Genomic DNA, 25113 nt, shown 5'->3' with positions numbered 1-25113 from the left:
GTAGTTATGGCTGAAAAGAAGCGCGATTTCACGATCCGAATGATGCGTGAAGAGGACTATCCACAGATCCAAGAAATCTATGAGATTGGCCTTGATACAGGACATGCATCGTGGGAACATTCGGCACCCGAATGGGACGAATTTATCGCTCTAAAGCGCGTTGACCTGTGTTATGTCGCAGTCGATGCGGAGAATCCAGACAAGATTTTGGCATGGGCATCAGCCGCGCCAGTGTCCAAGCGCCCGATTTTCAATGGCGTCATTGAAGACTCCATCTACGTCCACCCTGACGGGCAGGGCATGGGGCTGGCGGCGACGCTGCTGCAGAAGCTTATCGACGATGCCACGGAGCGCGGCTGCTGGTCGATTCACTCGTGGGTCTTTCCGGAGAATGTGGGATCGCTAAAGCTGCATCGAAAGCTTGGCTTCCGAGAAGTGGGGATTTACCACCACATGGCAAAGATGACCTACGGCCCAATGGCGGGGCAGTGGCGCGATGTCATTATTTTGGAAAAGCTCCTGGAAAAGCCAGAGGAGCGTGCGCTGAAGCGCGTCCAGGAAGAAGCAGAAGCCGCCGGTGAGCCGAACCGTCCGATTCTGGACAAGCTCGATCGCGCCGACGGCCAGGTGGGGGCATAGCTGCCGGGAGCTGTGGCTCCCGCGAATTAATTACTCGACGGTTTCCTTCAAAGGATCCTCGCGAACGAAGAACACAATGATTGCCGCCAGAATAATCACTGGCGTTAGTACCAAGAAAATCGGCGTCAAACCATCGTTGTAGCTGGAGATCAGCGCTTCATGGATTGGCGCCGGCATGCTATCCAGTACATGCGGCGTCAGTGAACCAATCGACTTAGAGGAAAAGCCCTCCGGGCCCATCTGCTTTGCGAACTCCGCTGCAGCTTCCGGTGATGCGGCCTTGATTTGTTCGACAGCCGCCGGAACGCGTTCGCCTGCCAGGTCCTTCATCCGGTAGATGAAAATCGAACCCACAATGGAGGAACCGACCGCACCGCCAATCTGGCGGAAGAAGTTATTCGCAGCGGTAGCGGTACCGACCATGGCGACCGGGAAGGAGTTCTGAACGATGAGAACCAGAACCTGCATGCCGGTTCCCAGGCCGAAGCCCATGATGAACAGGTAAACACCAACCTGCCACAGTGGGGTGGTGGTCTCCAGCGTGGACAGCAAGTAGAGGGAGACAGCCATAATCATCAGGCCGACGAAGGGGTAGAAGCGATACTTACCAGTCCGCGAAATAATCTGGCCAACGCCAATTGAGGTGAGCAGCATGCCGACCATCATCGGCGTCATCATCAAACCTGCAGCGGTCGGTGACATTGAGTGCACCATCTGCAGGTAGGTCGGAATATAAGCCATAGTGCCGAACATCGCGATACCCAGAATGAGGCCCGACACAGTCGTGAGCACGAAGTTTCGGTTATTAAACAAGTGCGTCGGAATCAGTGGGTTGGAAACGCGAGTCTCAGTGAGGAAGAACAGCACCCAGGAAACGACAGAGGCAACGATAAGCGAGATGATGACCCCAGAGTTCCAGTCGTACTGTGTACCGCCCCACGTGGTGGTGAGAATTAGCGTCGAGGCAGCAGTGGTCAAGAACGTCGTACCGATGTAGTCGAAGTTTCCTTCGCGCTGGCGTCGGGGCAGCTTCAGGAAGGCCGCAGCTGCCGATAGTGCAACCACGCCCATCGGGACGTTGATCCACAGACCCCAGCGCCAGCCTGGGCCGTCGGTGAACCAGCCTCCCAGTACTGGTCCCAGCACGGAACTCAGGCCGAACACAGCACCCATGATGCCCATGTACTTACCGCGCTGGCGTGCGGGAATAACCTCGGCCAGGATGGCCTGTGAGGAAACCATCAATGTACCGCCAGCAAATCCCTGAAAAGCGCGGGCGGCGATGAGCAGGCTCATGGAGCTGGTGACTGCACCCATGACGGAACCGATTATGAACAGAGCGATGCCCATCATGAACAGGCCCTTGCGCCCAATCATGTCACCGAGCTTGCCGACAATCGGCATTGCCACAGTCTGTGCCAACAGGAATGCAGAAATAACCCACGACATGTGGTCAACTCCGCCGAGCTCGCCGACGATGGTCGGCAGGGCGGTGGCGAAAATCATCTGCCCCAGCGAGCTCATCAGCATAGTGAGAATGAGCGCGAAGAAGATGATTCCCAAGTGGGACTTGTTGCCAGAAACCGTGGTGTCGGTTTGGCCTTGAGCAGTGGTGTTGCTAGCTGTCACTATTCCTCCTCCAAAAATTTTTAACGACGTCGGCGGCGTCGTGAAGCGGTGTGTCTGTTGTGAATTCGTCCCGATGAGCCGATGAGTAGAGCACGCATTCGCGGACGAAACCGACTGACAGGGCTACCTCGTGCTCGACGGGCAGCTCGGGGTGCGTGCGCGACTGTGGATTCATCTCGAAATAGCGCTCAAATGCGGACCGGACGCGGCGCATTGAGCTGCCAAAATTGGAAATGACAACCGTCGAGAGCTTTGGCTCATTGCGCAAAATCTCGCGGATACGCTCCTTGAGCATGCGGTGAAATTCCTCGGTTGCCCCCAGCTCTTTATATCGGAGTAGCTGGGATCGCTGCTTTTGCTCAATGAAATCGAGCATGTCCGCGATGGGGTCTTGATGGGTTTGGGCGAGAAATGTCTCTTCATCGTCAGCATCGAATGACATGATGCCGTTGCCGAAGATGGATTGATCCTTGGAGTCGAAGTAATTGAAGAATGTGCGTCGACTGATATTGACCCGCTGGCAGATGTCTTCGATGTTGACGTGGTCGTATCCGCGATCCAACACAAGAGTGGTTGCGGCATCGGCCAAAGCGCAGTGTGTTTGAAACCTTTTGAGCTCCCGGAGACTGCACTCGGGACGTTCGCCCGGGTCCAATCTGGGAGAAGCTTTTTCATCAATTTGCACAAGGTGCAAAGTTACACCGAGTGCAATGTGGTGGCAAGTTGACTAATCAACATAAAGTTTGCCGCAGGGCGCATCTCCGGCAGTATGGCAGGGGTCGAATGAGGGACACGAAGTCACTCTCCGATCATTGCGAATTGGGGAGTACCAAAACAAAGGACCCCGGAGTCTCTCAACGAAGTGAGACTCCGGGGTCTTATACGGAAGGTGCTCTCACACCTTTGAGCTCAGAAAAGAACTAGTCACGATCAGTGTTGGCCATTGCCAGCACGTCGAGGCGCTTGTCCAGCTCTTCCTCGGTCAGCTTCTCGCCGTCGACGAAGCCCATGTCAATAACAGCCTGACGGATGGTCTTACCTTCCTTCAGAGCGGTCTTAGCGACCTTAGCTGCGTTCTCGTAGCCGATGGCGGAGTTCAGCGGGGTCACAATCGACGGGGAGGACTCAGCCAAAGTCTTCATACGCTCAACGTTCGGCTCGATGCCGTCAACCAGCTTCTCGGCGAAGACGCGTGCGGTGTTCGCCAGCAGCTTAGCGGACTCCAGCACGTTACGTGCCATGACCGGGATGAAGACGTTCAGCTCGAATGCGCCGTTAGCGCCCGCGAACTCAACAGCGGTGTCGTTGCCCAGAACCTGCGCTGCGACCTGGGTAGCGGTCTCACACAGAACCGGGTTGACCTTGCCCGGCATGATGGAGGAACCCGGCTGCAGGTCCGGCAGGTGAATCTCAGCAAGACCGGTCAGCGGGCCGGAGCCCATCCAGCGGATGTCGTTTGCGATCTTGTTCAGGGAGACTGCAACGGTGCGCATAGCGCCGGAGAACTCAACCAGGCCGTCGCGGTTAGCCTGAGCCTCGAAGTGGTTCTGAGCCTCGCGCAGCTCCTTGATGCCGGTCAGCTCGACGAGCTCAGCGGTGACCTTGGCGCCGAAGTCCGCCGGGGTGTTCAGGCCGGTGCCGACAGCAGTACCACCAATCGGCAGCTCGCCCAGGCGCGGCAGGGTGGCCTCGATGCGCTCAATGCCAGCCTCAATCTGGCGAGCGTAACCGGAGAACTCCTGACCCAGGGTCACCGGGACAGCGTCCATCAGGTGGGTACGGCCGGACTTAACAACGGTCTCCCACTCCTTGGCCTTCTTAGCCAGGGACTCCTGCAGAACCTTCAGGCCCGGGATGAGGTCCTTGATAGCTGCCTCGGTTGCCGCGACGTGAGTTGCAGTCGGGAAGGTGTCATTGGAGGACTGCCCCATGTTGACGTGGTCATTCGGGTGAACCTCAACGCCGTTGGCCTTTGCAATGGAAGCAATGACTTCGTTGGTGTTCATGTTCGAGGAAGTACCCGAACCGGTCTGGAAGACATCAATCGGGAACTGGTCATCGTGCTTGCCTTCGGCAATTTCCTTGGCAGCGGCGACGATGGCATCCGCCTGCTCGGCAGACAGCAAGCCGCGATCCTTGTTAACGATGGCGCAAGCTGCCTTCAGCAGACCCATAGCGCGAATCTGTGCAGACTCCAGCGGACGGCCGGAAATCGGAAAGTTCTCAACTGCACGCTGAGTCTGTGCGCGCCACAGGGCGTCAACCGGAACCTTGACCTCGCCCATGGTGTCGTGCTCGATGCGGAACTGCTGCTCTGTCATTCGTTGCCTCTTTCAGTTAGGGGAACTTGAGTGCGTGCACAACGGCCGATTCCGCATGTCATTTTCATGCGATGCAGAGCCGCTAGCGCATTCGCCTTCAAGTATGAATCAGTTTGATAAAAAAGTGGTGCCCTGAGGGCACCACTAAAGGGGTAGTTACTTACAGATCGATGTCCGGCATCTCACCGGAGCCGTAGTCGATGGTGGCGTACTTGCGCAGCTTCTCCAGGGAGTGGAAAGCCTCGATGCGGCGAATGGTGCCGGACTTGGAGCGCATGACCAGCGAGCGGGTCCACGCACCGTTACCGCGGTAAGCGACGCCGCGCAGCATGTCACCGTTGGTGACACCGGTGGCAACGAAGTAGCAGTTGTCGGATGCAACCAGGTCATCGGTGGTCAGAACACGAGACAAATCGTGTCCCGCGTCAAGCGCCTTTTTAATTTCAGCCTCATCGCGCGGGTGCAGCTTGCCCTGAATCTCGCCGCCCATACACTTCATGGCGCAAGCGGTAATGACACCTTCCGGAGTGCCGCCGACGCCCATCATGATATCGACGGAGTTCGTGTTCTGAGCTGCGGCAACAGCGCCGGCAACGTCACCGTCGCCGATGAGGCGAACCTTGGCGCCAGCCTCGCGGATGTCACGAATCATGTCAGCGTGGCGCGGGCGATCCAGCACGACAACAGTGACATCTTCCGGACGCAGCCCCTTGGCCTTAGCAACGACCTTGATGTTGTGCTCAACTGGAGCCTCGATGTCAATCTTGCCGGCAGCCTCCGGGCCAACAGCAATCTTATCCATGTAGAACACAGCCGACGGGTCGTACATGGAGCCGCGGTCTGCAGCAGCAAGAACAGCGATAGAGTTCGGGCGGCCCTCTGCCATCAGAGTCGTGCCGTCAATCGGGTCAACCGCGATGTCAACGGCCGGACCTTGGCCGTTGCCGACCTTTTCGCCGTTGAACAGCATCGGGGCTTCGTCCTTTTCGCCCTCGCCAATAACAACGACACCGTTCATAGCCACGGTGTTGATGAGCTGACGCATGGCATCGACGGCAGCGCCGTCGCCCTTTTCCTTCTGACCACGACCGACCCACTGACCAGCTGCCAGTGCAGCGGACTCAGTAACTCGGACGAGCTCCATCGCAAGGTTGCGATCTGGTGCTTCAGGATTCGAGGCGTTCATTGACTTCTGGCCCTTCCGTGGTTTTTTAGAACTCTTTTGAGGTTTGAGAATGTGCTGGGAGACGCCACGCCAGGAAACTGGGGTTTAGCGTTGCAACAATTTCTATTGATTGATGTTTGGCGCATCAGTTTTAGCGCCTTTGCATCTGTTACTAGTGTTCCACCTTTTTGGTGTTCGGGGGTGGACGCAGCGCCAAAGTGGGGGGAGTTTCAGGGCTAAACCCCCACATCACGCGGTTATCAAAAGTTTGTTCCGGCGTCAGTTCGCTTGACGACGTCGACAGCGTCCGTCATCAAGTATTGCTAGCTGCAGCTGTGCGGGTGCGACTGATGACTAGGTTCGTTGCGGGGCCTTTGGCATACTTGAGCGCGTGGCGAATGAGAAACCTAGGATTTTGCAGGACAGTCGAGACATGATTCTCACCCTCGTGGTGATGTTTCTTGCGGTGGCTGTCACCATTGGCTTTACCGGCCTGTGCAGTTTTAACCCCGGGAAGCCGGAAAACGGTCCGGTGCGCGAGGTCGATGCCGCCCCATTCGTGAACGTGGAGGCTCGGCGCGTGGACTATCCAGTTCGCCTGCCGAAGGTGCCTGAGGGCTGGACTTCAAACTCGACCCGCGCGGGTATGGCGGCGGGGAAGCAGACAACCATTATTGGCTATGTCACCGCTAGCGGAGCATTCATTCAGGTCACGCAAACAGATGCGGAAGCAGGTCAGCTGCCGGATGATGGTAAGAACCGTCTCCGGGACGGTACTACTGACGTGGAAGGTACAACCTGGACTAAGTATGAGCCGGCTGAGGACAACGTGCGTCGCGTATGGGTTGGGGACCTCGGTGACTCCCGCGCAATTATCGAGGGCACTGCCAACGACGAGGAGTTCACACAGTTGGCGGCGGCATTGCAGAAGGCCGAGCCAATTGATCCGGACACGACAATGCCGGATTCGTCACAGCCGCAGCAGACTGCGTCCGAGACGCCGTCGGCACCAGCAAAGTAGGCCGAGTCGAGCACTCACCTGGATGGGTAATCCCAACTAGGGCCATAAAATAGCTGAACTCAGCTATCAGCGAAGAGACGAGAAACGATATGAACTGACGATCGTTTCTCGTCTCTTTTTAGTCCTCATCGCCCACATTCTCGGCAGAAGCCGCGGCATCCTGATTCTTGCTGGCCAAGGCGGCTTCAACCTTTGCCCGTGCGCCAGCCAAATGCTCCTCGCAGCGGCGGGCCAGCGCCTCGCCTCGCTCCCACAGCGCCAGGGATTCATCCAGGCTCATCTGTCCGAGTTCTAGGAGCTTGACGGTCTCGACCAGCGCATCTCGAGCCTGCTCGTAGCTCAGGTTCTCCACCGGTACCTGTTCCTCCGAAGAGGGAGCCTGACCCGCGCCGAAAACATTGTCATTCATTAGCGAATACGTCCTTCACATTTAGTAGTTAAAGCTTCAAGGTTGGAAAAGTCATTGCTTACTAATTCGCCGGCTTCGTAGCTAGCGTCGCTGCAGAGATGGAGCCGTCACTGACGCGAATTCGCAGTTGGGAACCCATCGGAGCATCTGCAATAGAGGTCACAATCTGTGGTTCCGGCTGAGTAGCCGATTGTGCCTGCACGATGGCATAGCCGCGAGCGAGTGTGGCAGAGGGGCCAAGTGCTGAAACCTTGCCGCGCAATCCCGATACCACGGCTTCCTCACGTTCCAGACTGCGGTGGATGAGAAAACGCAGCCGATCAACCTGCGCCGTGACAAACTCTTCACGCACGCGGATGGGAGTGAGCGGATCGCGCAGTACCGGCCGCGACGTCAAATCCCGCAGAGTCGCTACTTCACGGTCAACCCATCGCCGTAGAGATGCCGAGGAGCGCTCACGCAGCTGTGCAATGAGGCGTCGTTCCTCAGCAGCATCGGGCACTGTTTTCTTTGCCGCATCCGTCGGTGTGGCAGCACGTAAATCAGCGACGTAATCCAACAGCGGAGTATCCGGCTCGTGCCCGATTGCAGAAACCACCGGTGTTGTCGCCTTACTCACCGCACGAATCAGAGCCTCATCTGAAAAAGGCAGCAAATCTTCGACACTGCCACCGCCACGGGCGACGATGATGACATCAACCTCCGGGTCGGCGTCGAGCTGTGCAAGCGCCTCAATAATCTCCGGAACAGCCTTGGCACCCTGCACAATCGTGTTGATTACCCGGAAACTCACCTCGGGCCAGCGGGCGCCCGCGACCGAAAGCACATCGCGTTCAGCCGCTGAACCGCGACCAGTAATCAACCCGATCTTGTTGGGGAGATAGGGCAGAGGGCGTTTCAGCCGTGGATCAAAAAGTCCTTCCGCCGCTAGCGCCTGGCGCAGCTGTTCCAACCGCGCCAATAGTTGCCCCAACCCCACGGGTCTCCACTCCGTAGCCCACAGGGAAAACTGCCCCCGCCCGGCATAAAACGCAGGCTTGCCCAAAACCACTACGCGGTCGCCGTTGCGCAACGGATTATTGCGCAGAGTCGCCGTAGAACAAGTCACCGACACCGAAAACTCCGCGGAGGTGTCACGCAGAGTGATGTAGGAGAGCTTCCAGCTCGGCTTGGAGTTGACCTGGGCGATTTCCCCCTCGACCCAAATCTGTCCAAGGCGCTCAATGTAGTCCTTGACTAACTGGTTCAGGCGTCGAACCTGAACCGGTTTCTCGGCCGACGTTTCCAATTTCGACATACATCAACACTTACACGATGGCGCGGATTGCCCTGCTAATAAACGCACGTTGCCCACAGGCTAAATCTGCCTGTGGGCAACTGTGACGGTAAGGTGCAAGTCCGAGCTACTTGCGGTAACGAGACCTGGTATCGCGCCCGGTTATGCGCTCCTGGCGAGGGCGCTGCTGTCGCGGTGGCCACTCCTCGGTGCGACGGTGGTTGCTCCCCGGGCGTGCGGGGCTCTGTTGAGGCTTTTCGGACCGAGACTCCGGCGAAGACCGTTCTCCCCACATCCGTGCCGTTCCTGCCGCTTGACGACGGGGAAACTCCTGCGTTGGCCGCTGCGGTGCGTTTGGCCGTTCAATCGGACGACGAGGCTGCTGTCTGGTCGAGTTTGGCGAAGTGGAATCCTGAGTGAACTGCGCCTGGCCCGGATGCGGGCGAGACTGCCAACGGGATGTTGGCTGCTGGGCCCGCTGGGCGAAACTCGAGCGCTGCTGGGCGCGCTCCCCAGAGCGGTCAACTGGTCGCTCACGCAGTTGCTCGGCGTTGCGCGATGCCGAGCTGGCGCTCGCTGCCGGTCGGGCACCAGAACGAGAAGTCTCCTGCCGAGAGCGTGCAGCCTGCTGGCGCGCCTGGCGGCGAGCTTCGGCATCTCGGATAATGTCCGCAGCGGGACGTCGTGAAGCAGGGCGTTCCTGAGAGCGAGAAGCTACGCGGCGATCAGATTCGGCGAGACGACGGCGCACCTGAGAGCTGGATTCGACAGCGGCTTCGTCACGATGCTGGCGCTGTTTAGCGGCCTTGCGCTGGGTGTTGAGGGATTTCTCCTGGGTGCGGGTGATTTCGAGGTAACGCCATACTGCGATGATGACACAGATGATCATCAAGATCAGCAGCCACGGGAACTGCTGGATGATGGGATATGCCGAGGTCACCAGGCGAGCGCGTTTAGAGGTCGTCGCGGTCGCGCCACCATTTTCGGGATCGGCGAGAGAACCGGTAAACCACGCTGTGAAAAACGTGACAAGCGCGAACAAAATGGGGATTTGAGCGACGGTAACTACCAGGCCGCGAGGAACCACCAACAGTGTTCCGGCGACAGCAGCCACGGCAAAAGCAATGAAGTAGGGCTTGCCAAGCGAACCGTTGGGAACAGAAAAGAGCAAACCAAAAACTCCGGCCAGAAGCATCAGCAACGGCGGCACAAACATTGGCACGCGTGGAAGCAGGGGTTTGTTCCCACTGCCTTTACGGGTTATTGCTGATCTGTTCGACACGAATGCGTATCCTACCGGTTATTAGTGATAAAAACGGGCAAGCCCTGTATATAGGCTCGCCCGTGTCTTGGAATCTGGCCTTACTTGTTTTTCTTAGAGAAAGACCCGGAGACTACTTCACTGATCTTGTGGAAGGCCTTGGTCATCGTTCCCTCTTCCTGCTTGGTCGGGCCAGCATCGGAGGAAACCTGACCGGCGGTGCGAGCATCTGCCTTCACAGCGCTCTCTGCAGAGCTGTCGGAGTCATCACCGCCCAGGCGGAACGAAGCCAGTCGGTCGCGCATCGCACGGCCGGCAGCTTCAATTTGAATACCCGAAATCGATCCGGCGTCCGTGGCGAACTCGATGTCCTTTGCGGTCTTGTCGCCCGTACGCAAATCTGTGAGGTCGCCGAGGTAGCGGAACCAGACCGCGACGACTGCGGTGACTGGCACCGCCAGGAAGGCGCCGATGATGCCGAAGATACCGCCACCGAGCAGAACGACCAGCAGGACGATTGCGGCGTGCAAGTCCATAGCCTTGGCCTGCAGGATTGGGGAGAGGATGTTGCCCTCGATTTGCTGGACAGCAATGATGATGAGCAATACGAGGATTGCTGTAGTCAGGCCGTTGGCGACGAGTGCGACTACCACTGCAATGAAGCCGGCGGTGAACGCACCGACAATAGGAATGAAGCCAGCGAAGAAAGTCACCACGGCCAGAACCATTGCCAGCGGCACATTCAAAATTGCAAGACCGGCACCGATGAAGACCGCGTCGATAAGCGAAACGATAGCCTGCGTGCGGATGTAGCCCGACAGCGTGTTCCAGGAGCGGGTGAGCACCTCCGTGAGGTGCCAGCCGAGACGACGTCCGGTCAGGCGGCGGAGCCATGGCAGGAAGTCCTGGCCGTCCTTGATGAAGAAGAACGTCAGAACCAACATTGCCATCAAGGTTACGGCGGCCGAGGAGACCACCGAGATGCCTTGGAAGACTGTGTTGGCGATATCGCCGGAGCGCTCCTGAAGCCATGTGGACCCCTGGTCCAGAGCATCGAGAATCTGCTCATCCTTGACGTTAAATGGCGGGGCCTGAATGATGTTCTGGACTTCCTGAATGCCGTCGGTGAACTGGCGACGCAATTCTGGGAACTGCGACTGCACAGTCGGGGCGAGGAACGCGACAACGCCGCCAAGCACCGCCACCGCGCCTAGGATGACCGTCAGTGCGGCGAGTGCGCGGGGCCAGCGGTGTTTCATCAGGAACACGGCGGGCGGGGCCAGCACCGTGGAGACAATCAGGGCCAACAAAATCGGCAGAACGCCAGCCCAAATCTTTCCCAGAATCATAGCGCTGACGTACAGCGCCGCTGCTGTGATGAGGAAGCGCAGACACCAACCTGCGAACCACCGGGCGCCCTCGCCGATGACGTCGGCGCGGTCGATGGACTCGGAGTCGTTTTCGCTCATAAGCTCATCGAGGTTTTCAGCATCTTCCGGCAAATCCGGTTGCGTTGCCGCTGACTTATGGGCGTCGGAGGGTATAGACAGAGACTGTTCTATACGCAGAGGCTCCGATCCCATTACGTGATCGATAGCGTCTTTTTCGGACTGCGCAGTCCGCTCTTCGCCTTCATTGGGTTTATTGCTCACATATTCATTATGGGGGTTCGCAGGGGATAGGGGGCAACTTCACGAAGTTAGGGCGAGTTCAAATCTGTCTCCCCAAGCCCGTAAGATGGGCAATGTGAGTCTTACACTTGGAATCGTCGGTCTGCCCAATGTCGGAAAGTCAACCCTGTTTAACGCCTTGACACGCAACGATGTGCTGGCTGCGAATTATCCGTTCGCCACCATCGAGCCGAACGTCGGCGTTGTGGAGCTTCCCGATCCACGCTTGAATAAGCTCGCGGAAATTTACAAATCGAAGCGTATCGTTCCGGCCACGGTGTCGTTTGTGGATATCGCCGGCATCGTCAAGGGCGCGTCCGAGGGCGAAGGTCTGGGTAATAAGTTCCTCGCTAACATCCGCGAGGCTGACGCGATTTGTCAGGTCGTTCGCGTCTTCAACGATGATGATGTCGTGCATGTCGACGGCAAGGTTGACCCGGCCTCTGACATCGGTGTGATTGAAACCGAGCTCATCCTGGCAGATATCCAGACCATTGAAAAGGCGCTGCCGCGGCTGGAAAAGGAAGCCAAAAAGGACAAGGACAAGGTCGGCGAGGTTGAGGCTGCCAAGCAGGCTCTTGCCGTGCTGGAAGAAGGGCGCACTCTCTTCGCTGCTTCCGATGATGTGAAGCTCTCTGCTCTGCGCGAGCTGCACTTGCTCACCGCAAAGCCGTTCCTCTATGTCTTCAATGCTGACGAGGAAGTGCTTGCCGACGAGGACCGCCGCGCGGATCTGGCTGCCGCTGTGGAACCGGCGGACTGCGTTTTTCTCGATGCCAAGGCCGAATCCGACCTGCTGGAGCTGGATGAGGAATCCCGCAATGAGCTCCTGGCTGAAATTGGCCAGACCGAGCCGGGTCTGCATTCGCTTGCTCGCGCTGGTTTCCGCACTCTGGGTCTGCAGACCTACCTGACTGCTGGTGAGCAGGAAGCTCGTGCGTGGACTATTCGCAAGGGCGCGACTGCTCCTGAGGCTGCCGGTGTGATCCACACTGACTTTGAACGCGGCTTCATTAAGGCTGAAATTGTGTCCTTCAATGACTTGGTTGAGGCCGGTTCGATTGCCGAGGCGAAGGCCAAGGGCAAGGTCCGCCAGGAGGGCAAGGACTACATCATGCACGACGGTGACGTGGTGGAGTTTCGTTTCAATGTAACCTGAGGCGCGCTAGTGTTAGCGGCATGACAACACGTGCTGCTATTTACCTCCGTATCTCGCTCGATGCTGCCATGGACGGCCTCGCCATCGACCGGCAGCGCCAGGACTGCGAAGCCCTTGCCGAGCAACGCGGCTGGGACGTCGTGCATACCTACGTCGATCAGTCGATCTCCGCGTCGAAGAAGGACGTGGACCGCCCCGACTACGACGCGATGGTGGCGTCCTTTGAGCGCGGCGAGATCGACGCGATCATTTGCTGGGACCTCGACCGCCTCACACGGCAGCCCTGGCAGCTCGAAGAGTGGATCGACAGGGCAGAGGAGCAGGGGCTGAAACTCGTCACTGCGAACGGTGATGCTGACCTTGCCACCGACGGCGGCAGAATGTACGCGCGCATCAAAGCAGCCGTGGCACGCGGCGAGATCGAGCGAAAGAGCATGCGCCAGTCTCGTGCGCAACAGCAACGCGCCGAGCAGGGCCGCTGGTACTCCGGCGGTGTGCGCCCTATCGGCTACACCTCCACCGGCGAGATCATTCCATCCGAAGCCGCCGCCGTGCTCGGTATGTTCCGCGCTGTCGAGAGGGGCAACTCCATGCGCGACATTGCGCGCGCCTTAACTGGGGTCGATCAACCGGGCTTGCCGGATATCCCGACCACGCCGCGCCATATGTACACCGTGGTCACAGAGCGCAACGCTCGACGCCGCGCTGAAGGCCAGGAAGAAAAGCCGGTTCCCGACGCGCAGCCGTGGGCCTACACGTCGTTGCACTCGATCCTGCGCAACCCCGTGTATGTGGGTTACTCCACTTATAAGAAGGCCAAGCGCAAAGGCGTGAAGAACAAATACCGCCGTGTCACGCATATCGTCCGCGACCCCGATACCGGCGAGCCGGTGAAAGGGCAGTGGGAGCCGATCGTCACACCAGATCTGTGGTGGCGCGTGCAGAACGTGCTCGACGATCCCGACCGGCTGACCAACAAGGAGCGCCGGAACACTCGCCGCCATCTCGGCTCGGGTCTGTATGTCTGCGACGAGTGTGGCAACCCCGTGCGCACACATGCCGACCGCTACCGCTGCGCCGCCTGTGGATTAGTGCGCACACATAGCGTCGATGATTTTGTGCTCGCCGTGATCCGCGCCCGCCTTGGCCGTGACGACCTGGCGGACCTGCTGCCGACTGTGGACGACGACGAGGTCAACGCCATCGACGACGAACTCGCTGAGCTTCGCGCAAAGCTCGCCCGCGTCCAGGCTGACTACGATGAGGAGCTTATCGAGGCCCGTGACCTCAAGCGCGCGCGAAACCGTTATGAGCCGCAGATCGAGAAACTCGAAACGCGCCGTGCCCGTCTTGCTGGCGCATCGGCGCTGCTCGACACAACCGGCTACGCCTCGCCCGTGGATGCCTTCGACAACGCAGAGCTTGCCGTGCAGCGCCGAGTCATCAATACCCTGTGCCAGGTGCGCCTGCGCCGTGGCGTGCGCGGCACCAAGACCTTTAACCCTGAATCGGTGCAGATCGTGTGGAACTAGGTTGCAGTGTGTGACACGTCAACAATCGCGCGCATGCGCTGCGGCGCGCAAAGCTCTTACGAAGGAACGCCACGGGAGCCGGCAGTTCGGGGGAGATCTGCCTTCGTGTATCGGGGGCGACACTGCTCAACCGTGGCGTTCGCAGGAAGTATGACACGGCTCTTGTTACCCCAGAGGTCGTAGGTTCGAATCCTGCCCCCGCTACCAACTTCCAAGCCCCTACCAGGAGAAACACTGGTAGGGGCTTTAGTTATTTCTCTTAAGGCGCACGTCCTGGGACTCAAATCGGGACTTTAGCGATGGCATTTTGTCACTTAAGCCGGTTTGGAAGTGATGGGGTTAAGTGACAATTTTCGATTTTGTGACCTTGGATGACTGTGTCGTTTTGAGGAGTCGTCTGCACGGATTTCAGAAGTCCTCTGTACTATCGCCATCCACTCCGGAGAGGCCGCGGGCGTTCGTCCACTTCATCTGGAACGCGATTCGACAGAGCGCATTCAATACGATGGTCTTTTTCTCCCTGCGAAGGATGGGGGCAGTTTAGGGTACCAGGGTGTTGACCAGATCGAGGAATTCCTCAGCGTAGGCAATTTGCTTGCGTAGCTTTTCGTAGCGGGTGCGCGTCTCCTCACGAATGTCGGCAAGGGTGGCCTTGGCATTACTCCGTGCCTGCTGTGCGGTATCACTGTCCTGCCCGCCATCTGAACTATGAAGAATCTCCGCAGCTTCCAGGAATTCCCGCATCTGATCCAGAGTAAACCCCAGCGGTTTCATCCGTCGCACCAGCAAAACACGACGTACATCAGCCTCACTATAAAGCCTGAACCCACCAGGGCTACGCCCCGATGGGGTAATCAGGCCGACGTTGTCATAATAACGCAAGGTGGGAATCGACAACCCCGTCTGGTCAACGACCTCGCCGATCTTGAAATTACTGTTTTGCATTGCCTGTTCTCCTTCACGGTGATGTTGCCCACGGGTTCCTGTGCCTGGGTTGGCGGTTGAGTAAAACTCCCGCTACCATGACCACCATCACCAAACCTAAAGTTACTAGAGGGTTGGATTCCTTTCGGGCGTTCGCCCAGTTACCTATCCCCTCAAAGATTGGACATCTATGACTGAAACTAGCACGGCGGCCCCCCGCCCCCTCCTGAGTCCAGACGGCGCTGATGCCCCTACCGGGATCATCGCATCCTTCCGTTACGCATTTTCTTCCCCCGCCCGTATCCGTATAGAGATTCTGGCCGGACTGGCGGTATCCCTGGCGCTGATCCCTGAGGCCATTGCCTTTTCCATCCTTGCCGGTGTTGACCCAGCCATGGGTCTGTTTTCCTCGGTAGTCATGGCCATTGCGATCGCCTTTACCGGTGGCCGCCCGGCAATGATCACCGGCGCCACCGGGGCTATTGCCCTAGTCATTGCTCCTGTGGCGCGTGGTTACGGGATGGATTATTTCATCGCCACCGTCCTGTTGGGCGGTGTCCTACAAATCGTGCTCGGCGCCCTCGGTGTGGCGAAACTTCAGCGTTTTATCCCCCGATCGGTGATGCTGGGTTTCGTCAATGCACTGGGCATTATGATTTTCACCGCCCAACTCGAACACCTCATTGATGTGCCTTGGATAGTCTACCCACTCGTCGGCTTGGGTGTGGTGATCATGATTTTCTTCCCCAAGCTCACCAGTGTGATCCCCGCCCCGCTGGTCACGATTATCGTGCTCACCGGTTTGGTCATTGCCGCCGGTTTGACTGTCCCGACGGTCTCGGACATGGGCAAGATGCCGGAGACCTTACCGTCCCTGTTTATTCCGAACGTGCCGTGGACGTTGGAGACCCTGCAGATCATCGCGCCTTATGCCCTGGCCATGGCCGTGGTCGGTCTCATGGAATCGTTGATGACCGCCAAGCTCGTCGATGACATCACCGACACTCATTCCGATAAAACTCGTGAATCCTGGGGACAGGGGGTGGCTAATATTGCCTCCGGTTTCTTCGGCGGCATGGGTGGCTGCGCGATGATCGGTCAAACCATGATCAACGTCCGCGAATCCGGGGCACGTACCCGCCTATCCACCCTGTTAGCCGGTGTGTTCCTGCTGGTCCTGGTCCTGGCACTGGGCGACATCGTTGGCATGATCCCGATGGCTGCCCTGGTGGCAATCATGATCATGGTCTCGGTCGGCACCATCGACTGGCACTCGGTGCATCCACGCACCCTTAAACTCATGCCGGTCTCTGAGACCATTGTTATGGCCGTGACGATTATTGCCACCCTAGCCACCAGCAACCTGGCCATTGGTGTGGTGTTGGGTGTGGTCACCGCGATGATCATGTTCGCCCGTCGGATGGCACATATCGCTTCCATTGAAAAGGTCTCCGAGATCGACGGCGACGGCGATGGAGAGATTGATACTCGTACCTACCGGGTGCATGGCCAGTTGTTTTGGGCATCAAGCAATGACCTGGTTTATCGCTTTGATTACACCGATTCTGCCCGTCATATCACTATTGATCTCACTGAGGCGGAGATCTGGGATGCCTCCACGGTCGCGACCTTTGACGCGATTACGCAGAAGTTCCAGGACAGAGGCAAAACCGTGTCCATTATCGGGCTCGACGGTCCCAGTCAGGACCGGCTGAACCGCCTGTCTGGCCGGCTTGGCACCGGCCACTAACATCCCCCGACTCGAGCACATCGACTTGGCGCCCCAACTTATAACCGGGGCGCCAGTTTATTGGTGCTGTTGCAAAGTTGGGGCATAGGAAGAGCATAAAAGAAGCGTAGCGGTTAACCGCTACGCTGTGTTGTGGGGATTTTTACTTTTTACGGTGCACGTGTTCTAGTTAGTGGTTCGTTTCTTTCCTCGGGTGATTGCGACGGTATTCCTCGACTAAGTGAGCAATACCCGGCGCAGCCTGGGACAACATCCAGGTCATAAGCGCTATAAGAACCCCTATGACGATAAGTGTTAACGCCAACCAGCCCAGTGTTGGGCCGATGCCGTTGGCCTCCTGGACGTGACCCCACAAGGCAGACACGCCGTCGGGTATGCCGAGCATACTTAGCAGCCCGTTCCCCAAGGCTCCGACAGCAACGAGTGCGATAGCAACGAAGAGAACACTGGCTGCAATCCACGAGGCAGACATGCAGGCCTTAATAAAGTTCGTGTTCGACTTTTCCATATCGTCGTTATACTGCTTGCGTTCTGCGCGTATCTCCTCCAGCAGCTTTTCGTTGGACTCCTTCTCCTGGAGCAGAGCGCTGCGAGCCTTCTTAGAGGCTTCTGCTGCCTCGTGCAGGCTCTTAGGCTCTTTCGACATTGCCTCAGATACAGCTACTTCTACCAGCGGTTCCAGGCTAGAAGTCAGGCTCGAAGTCATCTGAGCGTTCAGGCTCTGGCTGCGACCCGGACCACATCTACTCAGACACCATCTCCGGCACCAACTGGCAACGGCCTGGTCTTGATGACGCGCTGGCGTACATGCGCCCCGACGACACGCTCGTTGTCACGCGCTTGGACAGGCTCGGCCGCAGCCTCGCGGACACCGTGAACACCATCGCTGACCTCGCCGAGCGTGACATCAACGTCAAGGTGTTGGAGCCAGCGCTGGACACGTCGAAGCCCACCGACAAGGTGGTTATCAACGTCATGGCAAGTCTTGCCGAGTGGGAGCGTGACCTGCTTGTCCAGCGCACCCGTGAGGGCGTGGCGCACGCCCGCGCACAGGGCAGGGTCGCCGGCCCCAAGCCGAAGCTCAGCGCTGAGCAGGCGCAGATGGCCAAGGAGCTTATCGACGGCGGCAAGTCCGTCAGCGCTGTAGCGCGCACCTTTAACGTCTCGCGGCCGACGATCTATCGCGCTCTCAAGCGCATCGAAGCCGACGCTTAAGCACAGGCTGCGTCGCTAGCGCTCGCACCCGGCGAGAAGGCATCAGGCTGCGCTAGCGACGCTCGGCACACATGAGTGCTGCACTGCTGGGATACGCCTGCGACCGGCAGAGCCGGGCCGAATACGGGATTGACCACATACACCCCGTATTCGTGCAAAGGAGCACTGCCATGTCCACCCATTCTCACACGCTTGCATCCCACGGCGAGATCCTCGCGAACCTCCCCGGCATCCTCGGGTTCTACCCGAACAACTCGCTGATCCTCGCGTTCTTCGTCGACGACGAGGGCGTCGACACCGTCCGCCTCGGCCCGGTCGCACGGTTCGACCTGGACGAAGCAGTGGAGAAGCTCACCGAGAGCCGCGAGCGGTTCGCAGCGTGGGTCCACCACCTCGAACTCGACGCTGTTATCGCGTACATGATCAGCGATGACATTGCGCAGCCGGTCTTCGACGAGACGGCCACGTACCTCACCAGCGGGGCCTCGCCGCTACCGCCGCTGCTCGGGGTGGTGCAGGTGCCCGAGATCGTCACTGGGGCTGCTTGGTGGTCTGTGTACCAGCATCCGCTCATCGACGAGCCGCGCCACGGTGTTGTCGGCGAGGTCGCCGCATCAGCGGCGCTGCAGCAGATGCTAGAGCACACCGGCGAGCTGCCGGAGCCGAGCAAAGACGACATCGAGGCACGGTTGAACAGCACTGACCACGGCATCGACGCTGCCGAGCACGCCGACATCATCGAAGACGCGCTGGCGTATATCCCGCCCATGTTCGCAGACGTGCTGCAGCGTGAGTATGAGCAGGCGGCGGCAGGGATCACCCAGCCGAGCGCTCGCGCTGTTCGGTCTGCGCTGAAATGCTTCACCACGCCGCGCTTGCGGGACACGCTGCTTGCCGCACTGCTCGATGACCCGCAGGCGGGCCTTGCGTTCATAGAGAAGGTTATGCGCGCTGTCCCGACCAGCTGGCCAGGCATGCGCTCGCAGCTCACCGCCACTGTTGCCGTGCTCGCTCACGCCACAGGCCAGCCGGGGCTAGCTGGCGTGGCTGCGCAGCGAGCCACCGAGATCGGGCCAGACGAGAACTTCCCGTCGCTGGTGGCGAAGCTGACCGATATCGGCCAGGGCGAGCGGATGGTCGAGCTTGTCCGCGAGGGCGCTGAGAAGACCCGCACGATCTTGTTTGCCGAGTAGCACCACACACCCCGTTGTAGCAATGCAACGGGGTTTCTTTTTCTCGCGGGGCCTTGGCTTGCGACGACAGACACCGCAACGAGGCAGGGGAGTGACCTTTAGACAGCAGAGCTGTCTCCAACAGACGGATTGACCATCAATCCGAACAAGGAGGCACGTGATGCGCGACATCACCCACACCGACCTGGAACTGCTCTACCAGCTCGCCGACGGCATCGACGGCGAGGACGCCGATCCGGGCGCAGCACAAGAACTGCGCGACCTAGAGGCGGCAGGCACACCGCTGCCCTGGGCAGTGTTGTAACGACAGCGCAACCGCCCCGCAGCAGCAAAGCAGCTGCTTAAGTACCCAAATTGCACGGCAAATCACACCCACTCACGTAAGGAGAACCAACATGTCCAACCCCTTCAACAACGGCACCATCGTCGGCAACGCAGCTCGCGCACCCAAGCTGTTCGAGCACGCAAACGGCGGCGCGACGGTGAAGCTCAGCGTCTATGCGCGCAACACCTTCAAGAACAAGTCCACCGGCAAGGTGGAAAGCGAGATCGTGGAGCTGACCGGCTACGTCCAGGACGCCGCGAACCCCGGTGTGTTCGGCTGCATCGGCTCCGGCGATCGCGTTGCGGTGAGCTACTCGCTCAAGACCGACGTCTACACCGACAAGGACGGTGTGAAGCAGTACCCGCTGGTGGCGCGCATCGACACGGTGCAGCTGATCGATTCCAAGAAGGAGTCCGCTGCTCGCGCTGCCCGTCGCGGAGGCGAGGCGGCGACCGCCGCCCTGGCTGGCGCTGAGGGCGAAGAAGTACCGTTCTAACTACGAAACCCCGCAGGGAAACCTGCGGGGTTATTTTTTCAACCATTTCACACGCCAATTTGCTGCGAATCACTTGTGCAGTTTTACGGTGCAGTGGTGCGGTGCTTTTACTGGCGTTTCTGCTGCGCAACTCACTGCACTATGTAGTGTCTGTGACATTTCATTAACACGTAGGTTGCACTGTGTATTGGGCACCCATTTCATCGACACGTTTACTGCGCAATCAAATGCCCTGTCACTTTAATGACATGTGAATTGGGCAGTGAAGTGGTTTGTCATCCTATTGACACCTTTACTGCGCAACAGGATGACAACGACATTCTGCAGGTCTGTGTGCTGGCATGTTTGCTGTGCAGCACATGCGCCGTCGTACACACCGACGCGCTGCGCAATATCTCCGCCACTTAACCGGCCAATTCGCTGCGCAACGTAGTGACACTTGGCCCCGCTTAGCCGAGATTTCTTCGATTTTCGCCGAATCTCAGCGGTTTCATACCGCAGATGACCGACGACGCCGACGGCGCCCTGTACGGCCCGCAGACGGGCGTGCAGAGCGCATGGTGAGCTGCTAAAGCTCCATACCGCCGTCACGATCACGCTGCTGTTGCTGCTGGCGGCGCTTCTCGATACGCTCGCGCGCACGTTGCTGCGCCCCGCCCTTCTTGCCTGAGGTCTGCGACTGCTTGAACAGCGTGTAGCGCTCAAGCAGCTCCGGGCTGCGATGCAGTTCTTGCACCAGGAACTTCTTGTCCAGATGCTCCAACTGCTGTCCTGACTTCACCGCTTCTTCGATGATGATGGCTGCTTCATCTTCGGCGTCCGTGTGCGCGTTGCGGCGGATCTGATCAGCCTCATCGCGGGCATCCGTGCGCGTTACTGCAGCGTCGCGCGTGGCCTCGTCGCGGATGCTTGTGGCCTCATCTCGTGCTTCGCTGCGGATCGTCTCAGCGTCGCGCTCAGCCTGCTTACGGGCCTCGTCGGCTTGGCGTGTGATCGACTCCGCTTCGCTGCGGGCTGCGGCTGTAATCTCGCCCGCCTTGGCCTGTGCAGTCTCTTCGGCTCGTTCGAGCAGCTCGTCTGCTTGCGCTTCGGCAAGGCCCATGGTCTGCTCGGCTTCTTGCTTGGCCTTCTCGCGCGCGTCACTGCGGATCTGCTCGGCTTCTTGCTCTGCCTTCTCACGTGCCTCGTTGAGCACACGCTCGGCAACAGCGCGAGCCTGTTCTTCGGCGTGCTGCAACACACCTTGCGCTTTTTCGTTGGCAGCTTTTGCCTGTTCAAGTTCTTTTGCTGTTTGCTCGCGGTCACGATCAATTGCGTCCATATCGCGCTGCACGGATCGCTTCTTGACTTCCACATCATCCTCGCGCTTGGCGAGGTCGCGCTCCCGGTCTTGTTGTTCTGCGTAGCGTCCGAGGTTCAACGACTCGTCATGCCGCTCGGAGACTTCCAGTTCCACCGGATAGCCCAGCGAGTGCATGTGTTCGCGCAGGCCCCGTTGCGCGTCGATGAACTTCTGGTTACCCGAGATCTGCTTGCCCTTCTTCGGGCCGGATGTGTACCGCACTGAGGTGTCAGTGTTGTACGCGATGCCGGGGCGGCAACGGAGCTTGTCGGGATCTTCGGGCTTCGGTGAGAACGTATCCGCCTGGAACTGGATGTGTGGCGTTGATTCGTCGAAGTTCATATCACCGCCAGCGACTGCGTCGATACCGCCGGGAATGAAGTTCTCGGCGAGCCAACGCATTGACTCTTCGGGGTACATCATTGCTTCTTCGTAGTCGCGGGCTGCATAGCGCGGACGTTTCACTTCGCGCCCGTCCACCTCACTGGTGTAGTAGTCGGGGATCTCCTTGCACATCGACTTCGGCAGATACACGACGAACAGCGACGTCTCGAAACTGTTCTTCTGCACGCGCACTCCGTCCATCCGAGGCGTCTACGGCCGCCACAGGGCCGTACAGCCGCTGCCACAAAGATGAACCAATCGAGTCGCGGCGCTACACATTTGCATCAACAGCTGCCGCTGGATCTGCTGCGAGCGGGCGCTCGCGAAACACACGTCGCTGGCGGTGCTCATCACATGCGCTGTCGCGCATATGACCGCCGCGAACGTGATACGTCTGCACCGATACTGTGCTTATGGCACGGGCCGATATGGAGCGTGTTACTCGGACACGTGTCGTTGACCCCCGCAGCAGCATCAACACCGCCTTGCGGCGGATGGCTCGCTGCGGGATTTGGAACACCCTGCAATGACCGCCTGACGGCGGTGCCAGAGTGCAGGGTGTGGCTGTGCGCACCACGTAGGCGATGTCGGTCTTGCCGTGCGGTTAGACACCTTGCGCTCGCAGGCTCGCTGCAGGTGTCTCGATGACGCGGGAAGACGCCGCAAGCGGCGTTTCCACCCGTCATCGGCCCTTACTTTAAGACCGACATACAACGGCTGACGCCGCATGTGGTGCGCACAGCGTGGCGACCTGCAGGTTTTGCGTAGGCACCATGTGCGCTTCGCGCATCAACGGGCCGTTTCGGGTAAGGGTCGAAGACCGCTTTATAACCCGAAACACGCAGGTCGCAGCCCCCTTCTGTGTCAAAACCCCTATATGTTTGTCGTTATAGGGGTAGAAGGGGGAAAAGGGCATAAGGGGGTGCGACGCCTCCGCTGCGCTCCGGCGCTCGGCATAGCCGAGGCACTGCACCGGGTATTACTGCTCGCTGGCGCTCGCATAACCCGCTGCCCGGCGCTGGCGCGCCGCCCCCTACAGCCCCAGTCTCAGACCTCGCTCGCTCGGTCTGGCTGGTGCTGTCTTGCCCTCCGCTTGCGCTCCGGTCAAGATGCCCAATAGTGCAGCTGGCGCTGCACCTTGTGTGATGACCCATGCTCTGCATCACGACACTGCCGGCAATCCGATATATCCCGTTGATATACATTCGGATATGCCAGCATCGATGTGTCGTGTTTGGGTCATCACGAAACGCTCCATCACGGCAAGCCTGCCGAGATGGATATTGGCGTATCTCACGACGCGGCATTATGCGGCATGCGCCGCATACCATCTGCCGTCGCGGTTGCATCTTCAGCAGCACAGCTGCTGAAATCTGCTCTGTCCACGCTGCTGTCTTTGCTGCACCCACGGCCCCGTCTTCGGCATATTTCAAGTCCACACAAGACTATGCCGGCCAGAACCGCGCATAACAGCAGCGCGACATACCGCCAGCCATGTGGCGGATGATCCAGGCGACGGGGCAGACGTGTATATGCCCCGTCGCCGATACCGGCGCAAGCATCGTGACAGTGTCACGTGTAGCGGTGCCGCAGCCACCCGCACACACGCGAAAACCCCGCCCTTGCGAGCGGGGTGTGTGGCGACATCAAACGTGACGGCTGTACGTCGTCACGCCGCGTGGCCGTACACACATGAGGTGATTGCGTGTACGGCTAAAGGGTTAGTCGGGTACAACTTCTAGATGCCGCTTCGGCTTACTGCCCTCGGTGCTCTCAGGCGTGTCGCCGTCACCGTTCTCAGGTGTATCGCTGTCCCCTTCGGTGCTGGCGGACTTGTCACCGTCCCCTTCGGTGCTGGCGGACTTGTCACCGTCGAGATTCACCTCGAACTCTTCGGCATACTTGCGCAACTGCGCAAGGCGCTCCTTTGTCGCTTTGTGTGCACGGCGCGCCTCGTTCACGGTATCTTTTGCTTGCTGCTCATCGCGCAGCGCTGCTGCGTAATCGTCTCTGAAAGACATGGTTTGTTCTCCTTGGTTGAATGAACTGTTTATTTGGACTCGGGGCACGACGGTGGAGCGCGCGTGTGTAGTAGCACGGCCATCACCCATCAGCCCTCGCACTCAGCTCAAGACCCAGCCTGGCTAGCTGAGCTAAGCGGCGGGATCTCGTCGTAGGCGGGTTTGTCCGCATTAGTGCTTCGCACCACCCAGCACCGTGACGAGCTGCTGGCGCTGCTCATCTGTCAGTTGGGGCGCTGCATTCACGACGGCATCGACGAAGCCGTCGAATAGCTGCGGGGCAGGGCGGCGTGCGGCCGCGAGGTAGGCGTCGAGATCGTCTTGGCGAATCCGATAGGCGGTGCCGAAACGGTGGAATGAAAGACGGCCCTCTTTAATAGCTTTTCGCAACGTGGACTCGGAGCCGACGCCGAGATCGGCGAGTTCCTGCAGCGTGTAAAAGCGTGGCGCGACGGCGGTAGTCGTGTCCTTTTCGGACATAGAAAAACGCTCCTGGGCAGATTGATCTGTCCCGGAGCGGGGTGCTTTACCGGCTTGCTATTCAGGCGGCTTGGAGTGCCGTGCTCAACTCGCTAGAACGGTGGTCTGCCGTCCCATCGCTTTACGGGAGCGCTTACTCCCTACCTGACCGCTTTTGTGGTTGGCAATGCCGTTGCCGACCGGTCTATCTCGTCGGAGGAACCGCGCCTATCACGGTCGAGAGGCTGTCTCTTTATGAATTATCCTCGGGGTTATCCCCCGTATGCGGCTGGCTAAACCAAAAACGAATTAAAACGCCACATACGGTCTGGGGGCCATCGTACGGAACTTATGCGTCGCGCACAATAGCCTGCGACCTAATCTTTACGAATCGAACCGAGCACGTTTCTACACGCCACGTGGCACGGCTGGGGTGTTGTGGTGGGGCAGCTGTTGTGTGGCGGCATGGTGACACGCAAGGGGCGCGCCTTTTTGTGACCTGTGACACGTCTATAGTGTGCTCGTTTCGTAGTTTTGACCTCGTTTCGTAATTTGCCGATCAAAATACGAAAAAATTACGAAACGCTCTACCTGCGGTTTCGTAGAACTACGAAAATCGGAAAACCAAATTACGAAACACGCGATAACGCTGTGACCTGCACAGACACGTCACATTTCGGGGATGTTTCGTAATTTTGCGGCATTTCGACCCAAACCTTTTAAGGGAGAGACACAGACACACATTACGGGCACATGTCTACGACATAGACCGTCCTCATTGAGGGCACGCTGCAGGGGTTGTAGCTATGTGACACGGCCGGGATGCTGCGTCACGGTGACACGCAAGGGGCGCGCCTTTTTATGACCTGTGACACGTCTGTAGCGCGCTCGTTTCGTAGTTTTGACCTCGTTTCGTAATTTG

At 58.8% G+C, this 25113-nt stretch carries 22 protein-coding genes; 9 read left to right on the top strand and 13 right to left on the bottom strand.

Annotation, left to right across the window (positions count from 1 at the left end; all coding sequences use genetic code 11):
• Positions 1-6 precede the first annotated feature (6 nt).
• Entirely contained in the window at positions 7-639 is a 633-nt protein-coding gene (locus HMPREF2847_RS04370) for a GNAT family N-acetyltransferase (protein WP_038626150.1), read from the top strand.
• Between the two features lie 30 nt (positions 640-669).
• Here the strand turns inward: HMPREF2847_RS04370 and HMPREF2847_RS04365 are convergent, their stop codons facing one another.
• The 4 genes from HMPREF2847_RS04365 to glpX form a co-directional block, all read right to left on the bottom strand.
• The gene (locus HMPREF2847_RS04365; RefSeq protein WP_070851647.1) at positions 670-2268 is read right to left on the bottom strand and encodes an MDR family MFS transporter; all 1599 of its coding nucleotides are present in this window, start codon (positions 2266-2268) and stop codon (positions 670-672) included.
• A complete protein-coding gene (locus HMPREF2847_RS04360; protein ID WP_246821391.1) occupies positions 2258-2953 on the bottom strand; it encodes a TetR/AcrR family transcriptional regulator in 696 nt (231 codons plus the stop codon). Before HMPREF2847_RS04360 ends, HMPREF2847_RS04365 begins: the two co-directional genes overlap by 11 nt.
• Before the next feature lie 235 nt (positions 2954-3188).
• Positions 3189-4589, bottom strand: coding sequence for a class II fumarate hydratase (locus HMPREF2847_RS04355; RefSeq protein ID WP_070851646.1), 1401 nt, complete (start codon positions 4587-4589; stop codon positions 3189-3191).
• A 160-nt stretch (positions 4590-4749) separates the two neighbouring features.
• Positions 4750-5775: a class II fructose-bisphosphatase gene (gene glpX / locus HMPREF2847_RS04350; RefSeq protein WP_070851645.1), complete on the bottom strand. Its 1026-nt coding sequence runs from the start codon at positions 5773-5775 to the stop codon at positions 4750-4752.
• A 370-nt stretch (positions 5776-6145) separates the two neighbouring features.
• On the opposite strand from glpX, the gene HMPREF2847_RS04345 reads away from it, so the two are divergent.
• Positions 6146-6775 carry a DUF4245 domain-containing protein gene (locus tag HMPREF2847_RS04345; RefSeq protein WP_080969536.1) on the top strand — a complete coding sequence of 210 codons (630 nt, stop codon included), beginning with the start codon at positions 6146-6148 and terminating at the stop codon, positions 6773-6775.
• A 118-nt stretch (positions 6776-6893) separates the two neighbouring features.
• Here the strand turns inward: HMPREF2847_RS04345 and HMPREF2847_RS04340 are convergent, their stop codons facing one another.
• From HMPREF2847_RS04340 to HMPREF2847_RS04325, 4 genes are all read right to left on the bottom strand, one after another.
• Complete coding sequence (locus HMPREF2847_RS04340) at positions 6894-7184, bottom strand: exodeoxyribonuclease VII small subunit (RefSeq protein ID WP_070851644.1); 291 nt, start codon at positions 7182-7184, stop codon at positions 6894-6896.
• Between the two features lie 61 nt (positions 7185-7245).
• Entirely contained in the window at positions 7246-8481 is a 1236-nt protein-coding gene (gene xseA, locus HMPREF2847_RS04335; protein WP_070851643.1) for an exodeoxyribonuclease VII large subunit, read from the bottom strand.
• Between the two features lie 106 nt (positions 8482-8587).
• Positions 8588-9676, bottom strand: a complete 1089-nt coding sequence (locus HMPREF2847_RS04330; protein ID WP_246821941.1) for a DUF6542 domain-containing protein — start codon at positions 9674-9676, stop codon at positions 8588-8590.
• Between the two features lie 146 nt (positions 9677-9822).
• Positions 9823-11373: an AI-2E family transporter gene (locus HMPREF2847_RS04325; RefSeq protein ID WP_070851641.1), complete on the bottom strand. Its 1551-nt coding sequence runs from the start codon at positions 11371-11373 to the stop codon at positions 9823-9825.
• 94 nt (positions 11374-11467) lie between these two features.
• Here HMPREF2847_RS04325 and ychF point away from each other — a divergent pair, with 94 nt between their 5' ends.
• A complete protein-coding gene (gene ychF, locus HMPREF2847_RS04320; RefSeq protein WP_048733875.1) occupies positions 11468-12550 on the top strand; it encodes a redox-regulated ATPase YchF in 1083 nt (360 codons plus the stop codon).
• 20 nt (positions 12551-12570) lie between these two features.
• Positions 12571-14082, top strand: coding sequence for a recombinase family protein (locus tag HMPREF2847_RS04315; protein WP_070851640.1), 1512 nt, complete (start codon positions 12571-12573; stop codon positions 14080-14082).
• A 540-nt stretch (positions 14083-14622) separates the two neighbouring features.
• Here HMPREF2847_RS04315 and HMPREF2847_RS04310 read toward each other — a convergent pair.
• Complete coding sequence (locus HMPREF2847_RS04310) at positions 14623-15027, bottom strand: MerR family transcriptional regulator (protein ID WP_048733850.1); 405 nt, start codon at positions 15025-15027, stop codon at positions 14623-14625.
• 169 nt (positions 15028-15196) lie between these two features.
• Here HMPREF2847_RS04310 and HMPREF2847_RS04305 point away from each other — a divergent pair, with 169 nt between their 5' ends.
• Positions 15197-16756, top strand: coding sequence for a SulP family inorganic anion transporter (locus tag HMPREF2847_RS04305; protein ID WP_034664651.1), 1560 nt, complete (start codon positions 15197-15199; stop codon positions 16754-16756).
• 169 nt (positions 16757-16925) lie between these two features.
• On the opposite strand, the gene HMPREF2847_RS04300 is transcribed toward HMPREF2847_RS04305, so the two are convergent.
• A complete protein-coding gene (locus tag HMPREF2847_RS04300; protein WP_218079069.1) occupies positions 16926-17462 on the bottom strand; it encodes a hypothetical protein in 537 nt (178 codons plus the stop codon).
• A gap of 35 nt (positions 17463-17497) precedes the next feature.
• Between HMPREF2847_RS04300 and HMPREF2847_RS04295 the strand changes: the two genes are divergently transcribed.
• The 4 genes from HMPREF2847_RS04295 (at position 17498) to HMPREF2847_RS04285 (ending at position 19985) form a co-directional block, all read left to right on the top strand.
• Entirely contained in the window at positions 17498-17971 is a 474-nt protein-coding gene (locus tag HMPREF2847_RS04295; protein ID WP_080972893.1) for a recombinase family protein, read from the top strand.
• 170 nt (positions 17972-18141) lie between these two features.
• The gene (locus tag HMPREF2847_RS04290) at positions 18142-19164 is read left to right on the top strand and encodes a DUF4192 domain-containing protein (protein WP_049181628.1); all 1023 of its coding nucleotides are present in this window, start codon (positions 18142-18144) and stop codon (positions 19162-19164) included.
• Positions 19165-19321: 157 nt separating this feature from the next.
• Positions 19322-19468, top strand: coding sequence for a hypothetical protein (locus tag HMPREF2847_RS11555; RefSeq protein ID WP_158293362.1), 147 nt, complete (start codon positions 19322-19324; stop codon positions 19466-19468).
• 91 nt (positions 19469-19559) lie between these two features.
• Positions 19560-19985 (top strand): single-stranded DNA-binding protein, encoded by a 426-nt coding sequence (locus tag HMPREF2847_RS04285; protein WP_016456430.1) that lies wholly within the window; start codon positions 19560-19562, stop codon positions 19983-19985.
• Positions 19986-20553: 568 nt separating this feature from the next.
• Here the strand turns inward: HMPREF2847_RS04285 and HMPREF2847_RS04280 are convergent.
• The 3 genes from HMPREF2847_RS04280 to HMPREF2847_RS04270 all read right to left on the bottom strand — a co-directional run bounded on the left by HMPREF2847_RS04280 (position 20554) and on the right by HMPREF2847_RS04270 (position 24212).
• On the bottom strand, positions 20554-21897 hold the full coding sequence (locus tag HMPREF2847_RS04280) for a coiled-coil domain-containing protein (RefSeq protein WP_231699088.1): 1344 nt from the start codon (positions 21895-21897) through the stop codon (positions 20554-20556).
• Positions 21898-23432: 1535 nt separating this feature from the next.
• Complete coding sequence (locus HMPREF2847_RS04275; protein ID WP_024058949.1) at positions 23433-23732, bottom strand: hypothetical protein; 300 nt, start codon at positions 23730-23732, stop codon at positions 23433-23435.
• Positions 23733-23903: 171 nt separating this feature from the next.
• A complete protein-coding gene (locus HMPREF2847_RS04270; RefSeq protein WP_070851639.1) occupies positions 23904-24212 on the bottom strand; it encodes a helix-turn-helix domain-containing protein in 309 nt (102 codons plus the stop codon).
• Between the last annotated feature and the right edge of the window lie 901 nt (positions 24213-25113).

Source organism: Corynebacterium sp. HMSC074C03 (assembly GCF_001838285.1).
GTDB lineage: Bacteria > Actinomycetota > Actinomycetes > Mycobacteriales > Mycobacteriaceae > Corynebacterium > Corynebacterium amycolatum.
Note: the sequence above shows the minus strand (reverse complement) of the source record. Positions and strands in the feature narration are given on the sequence as shown.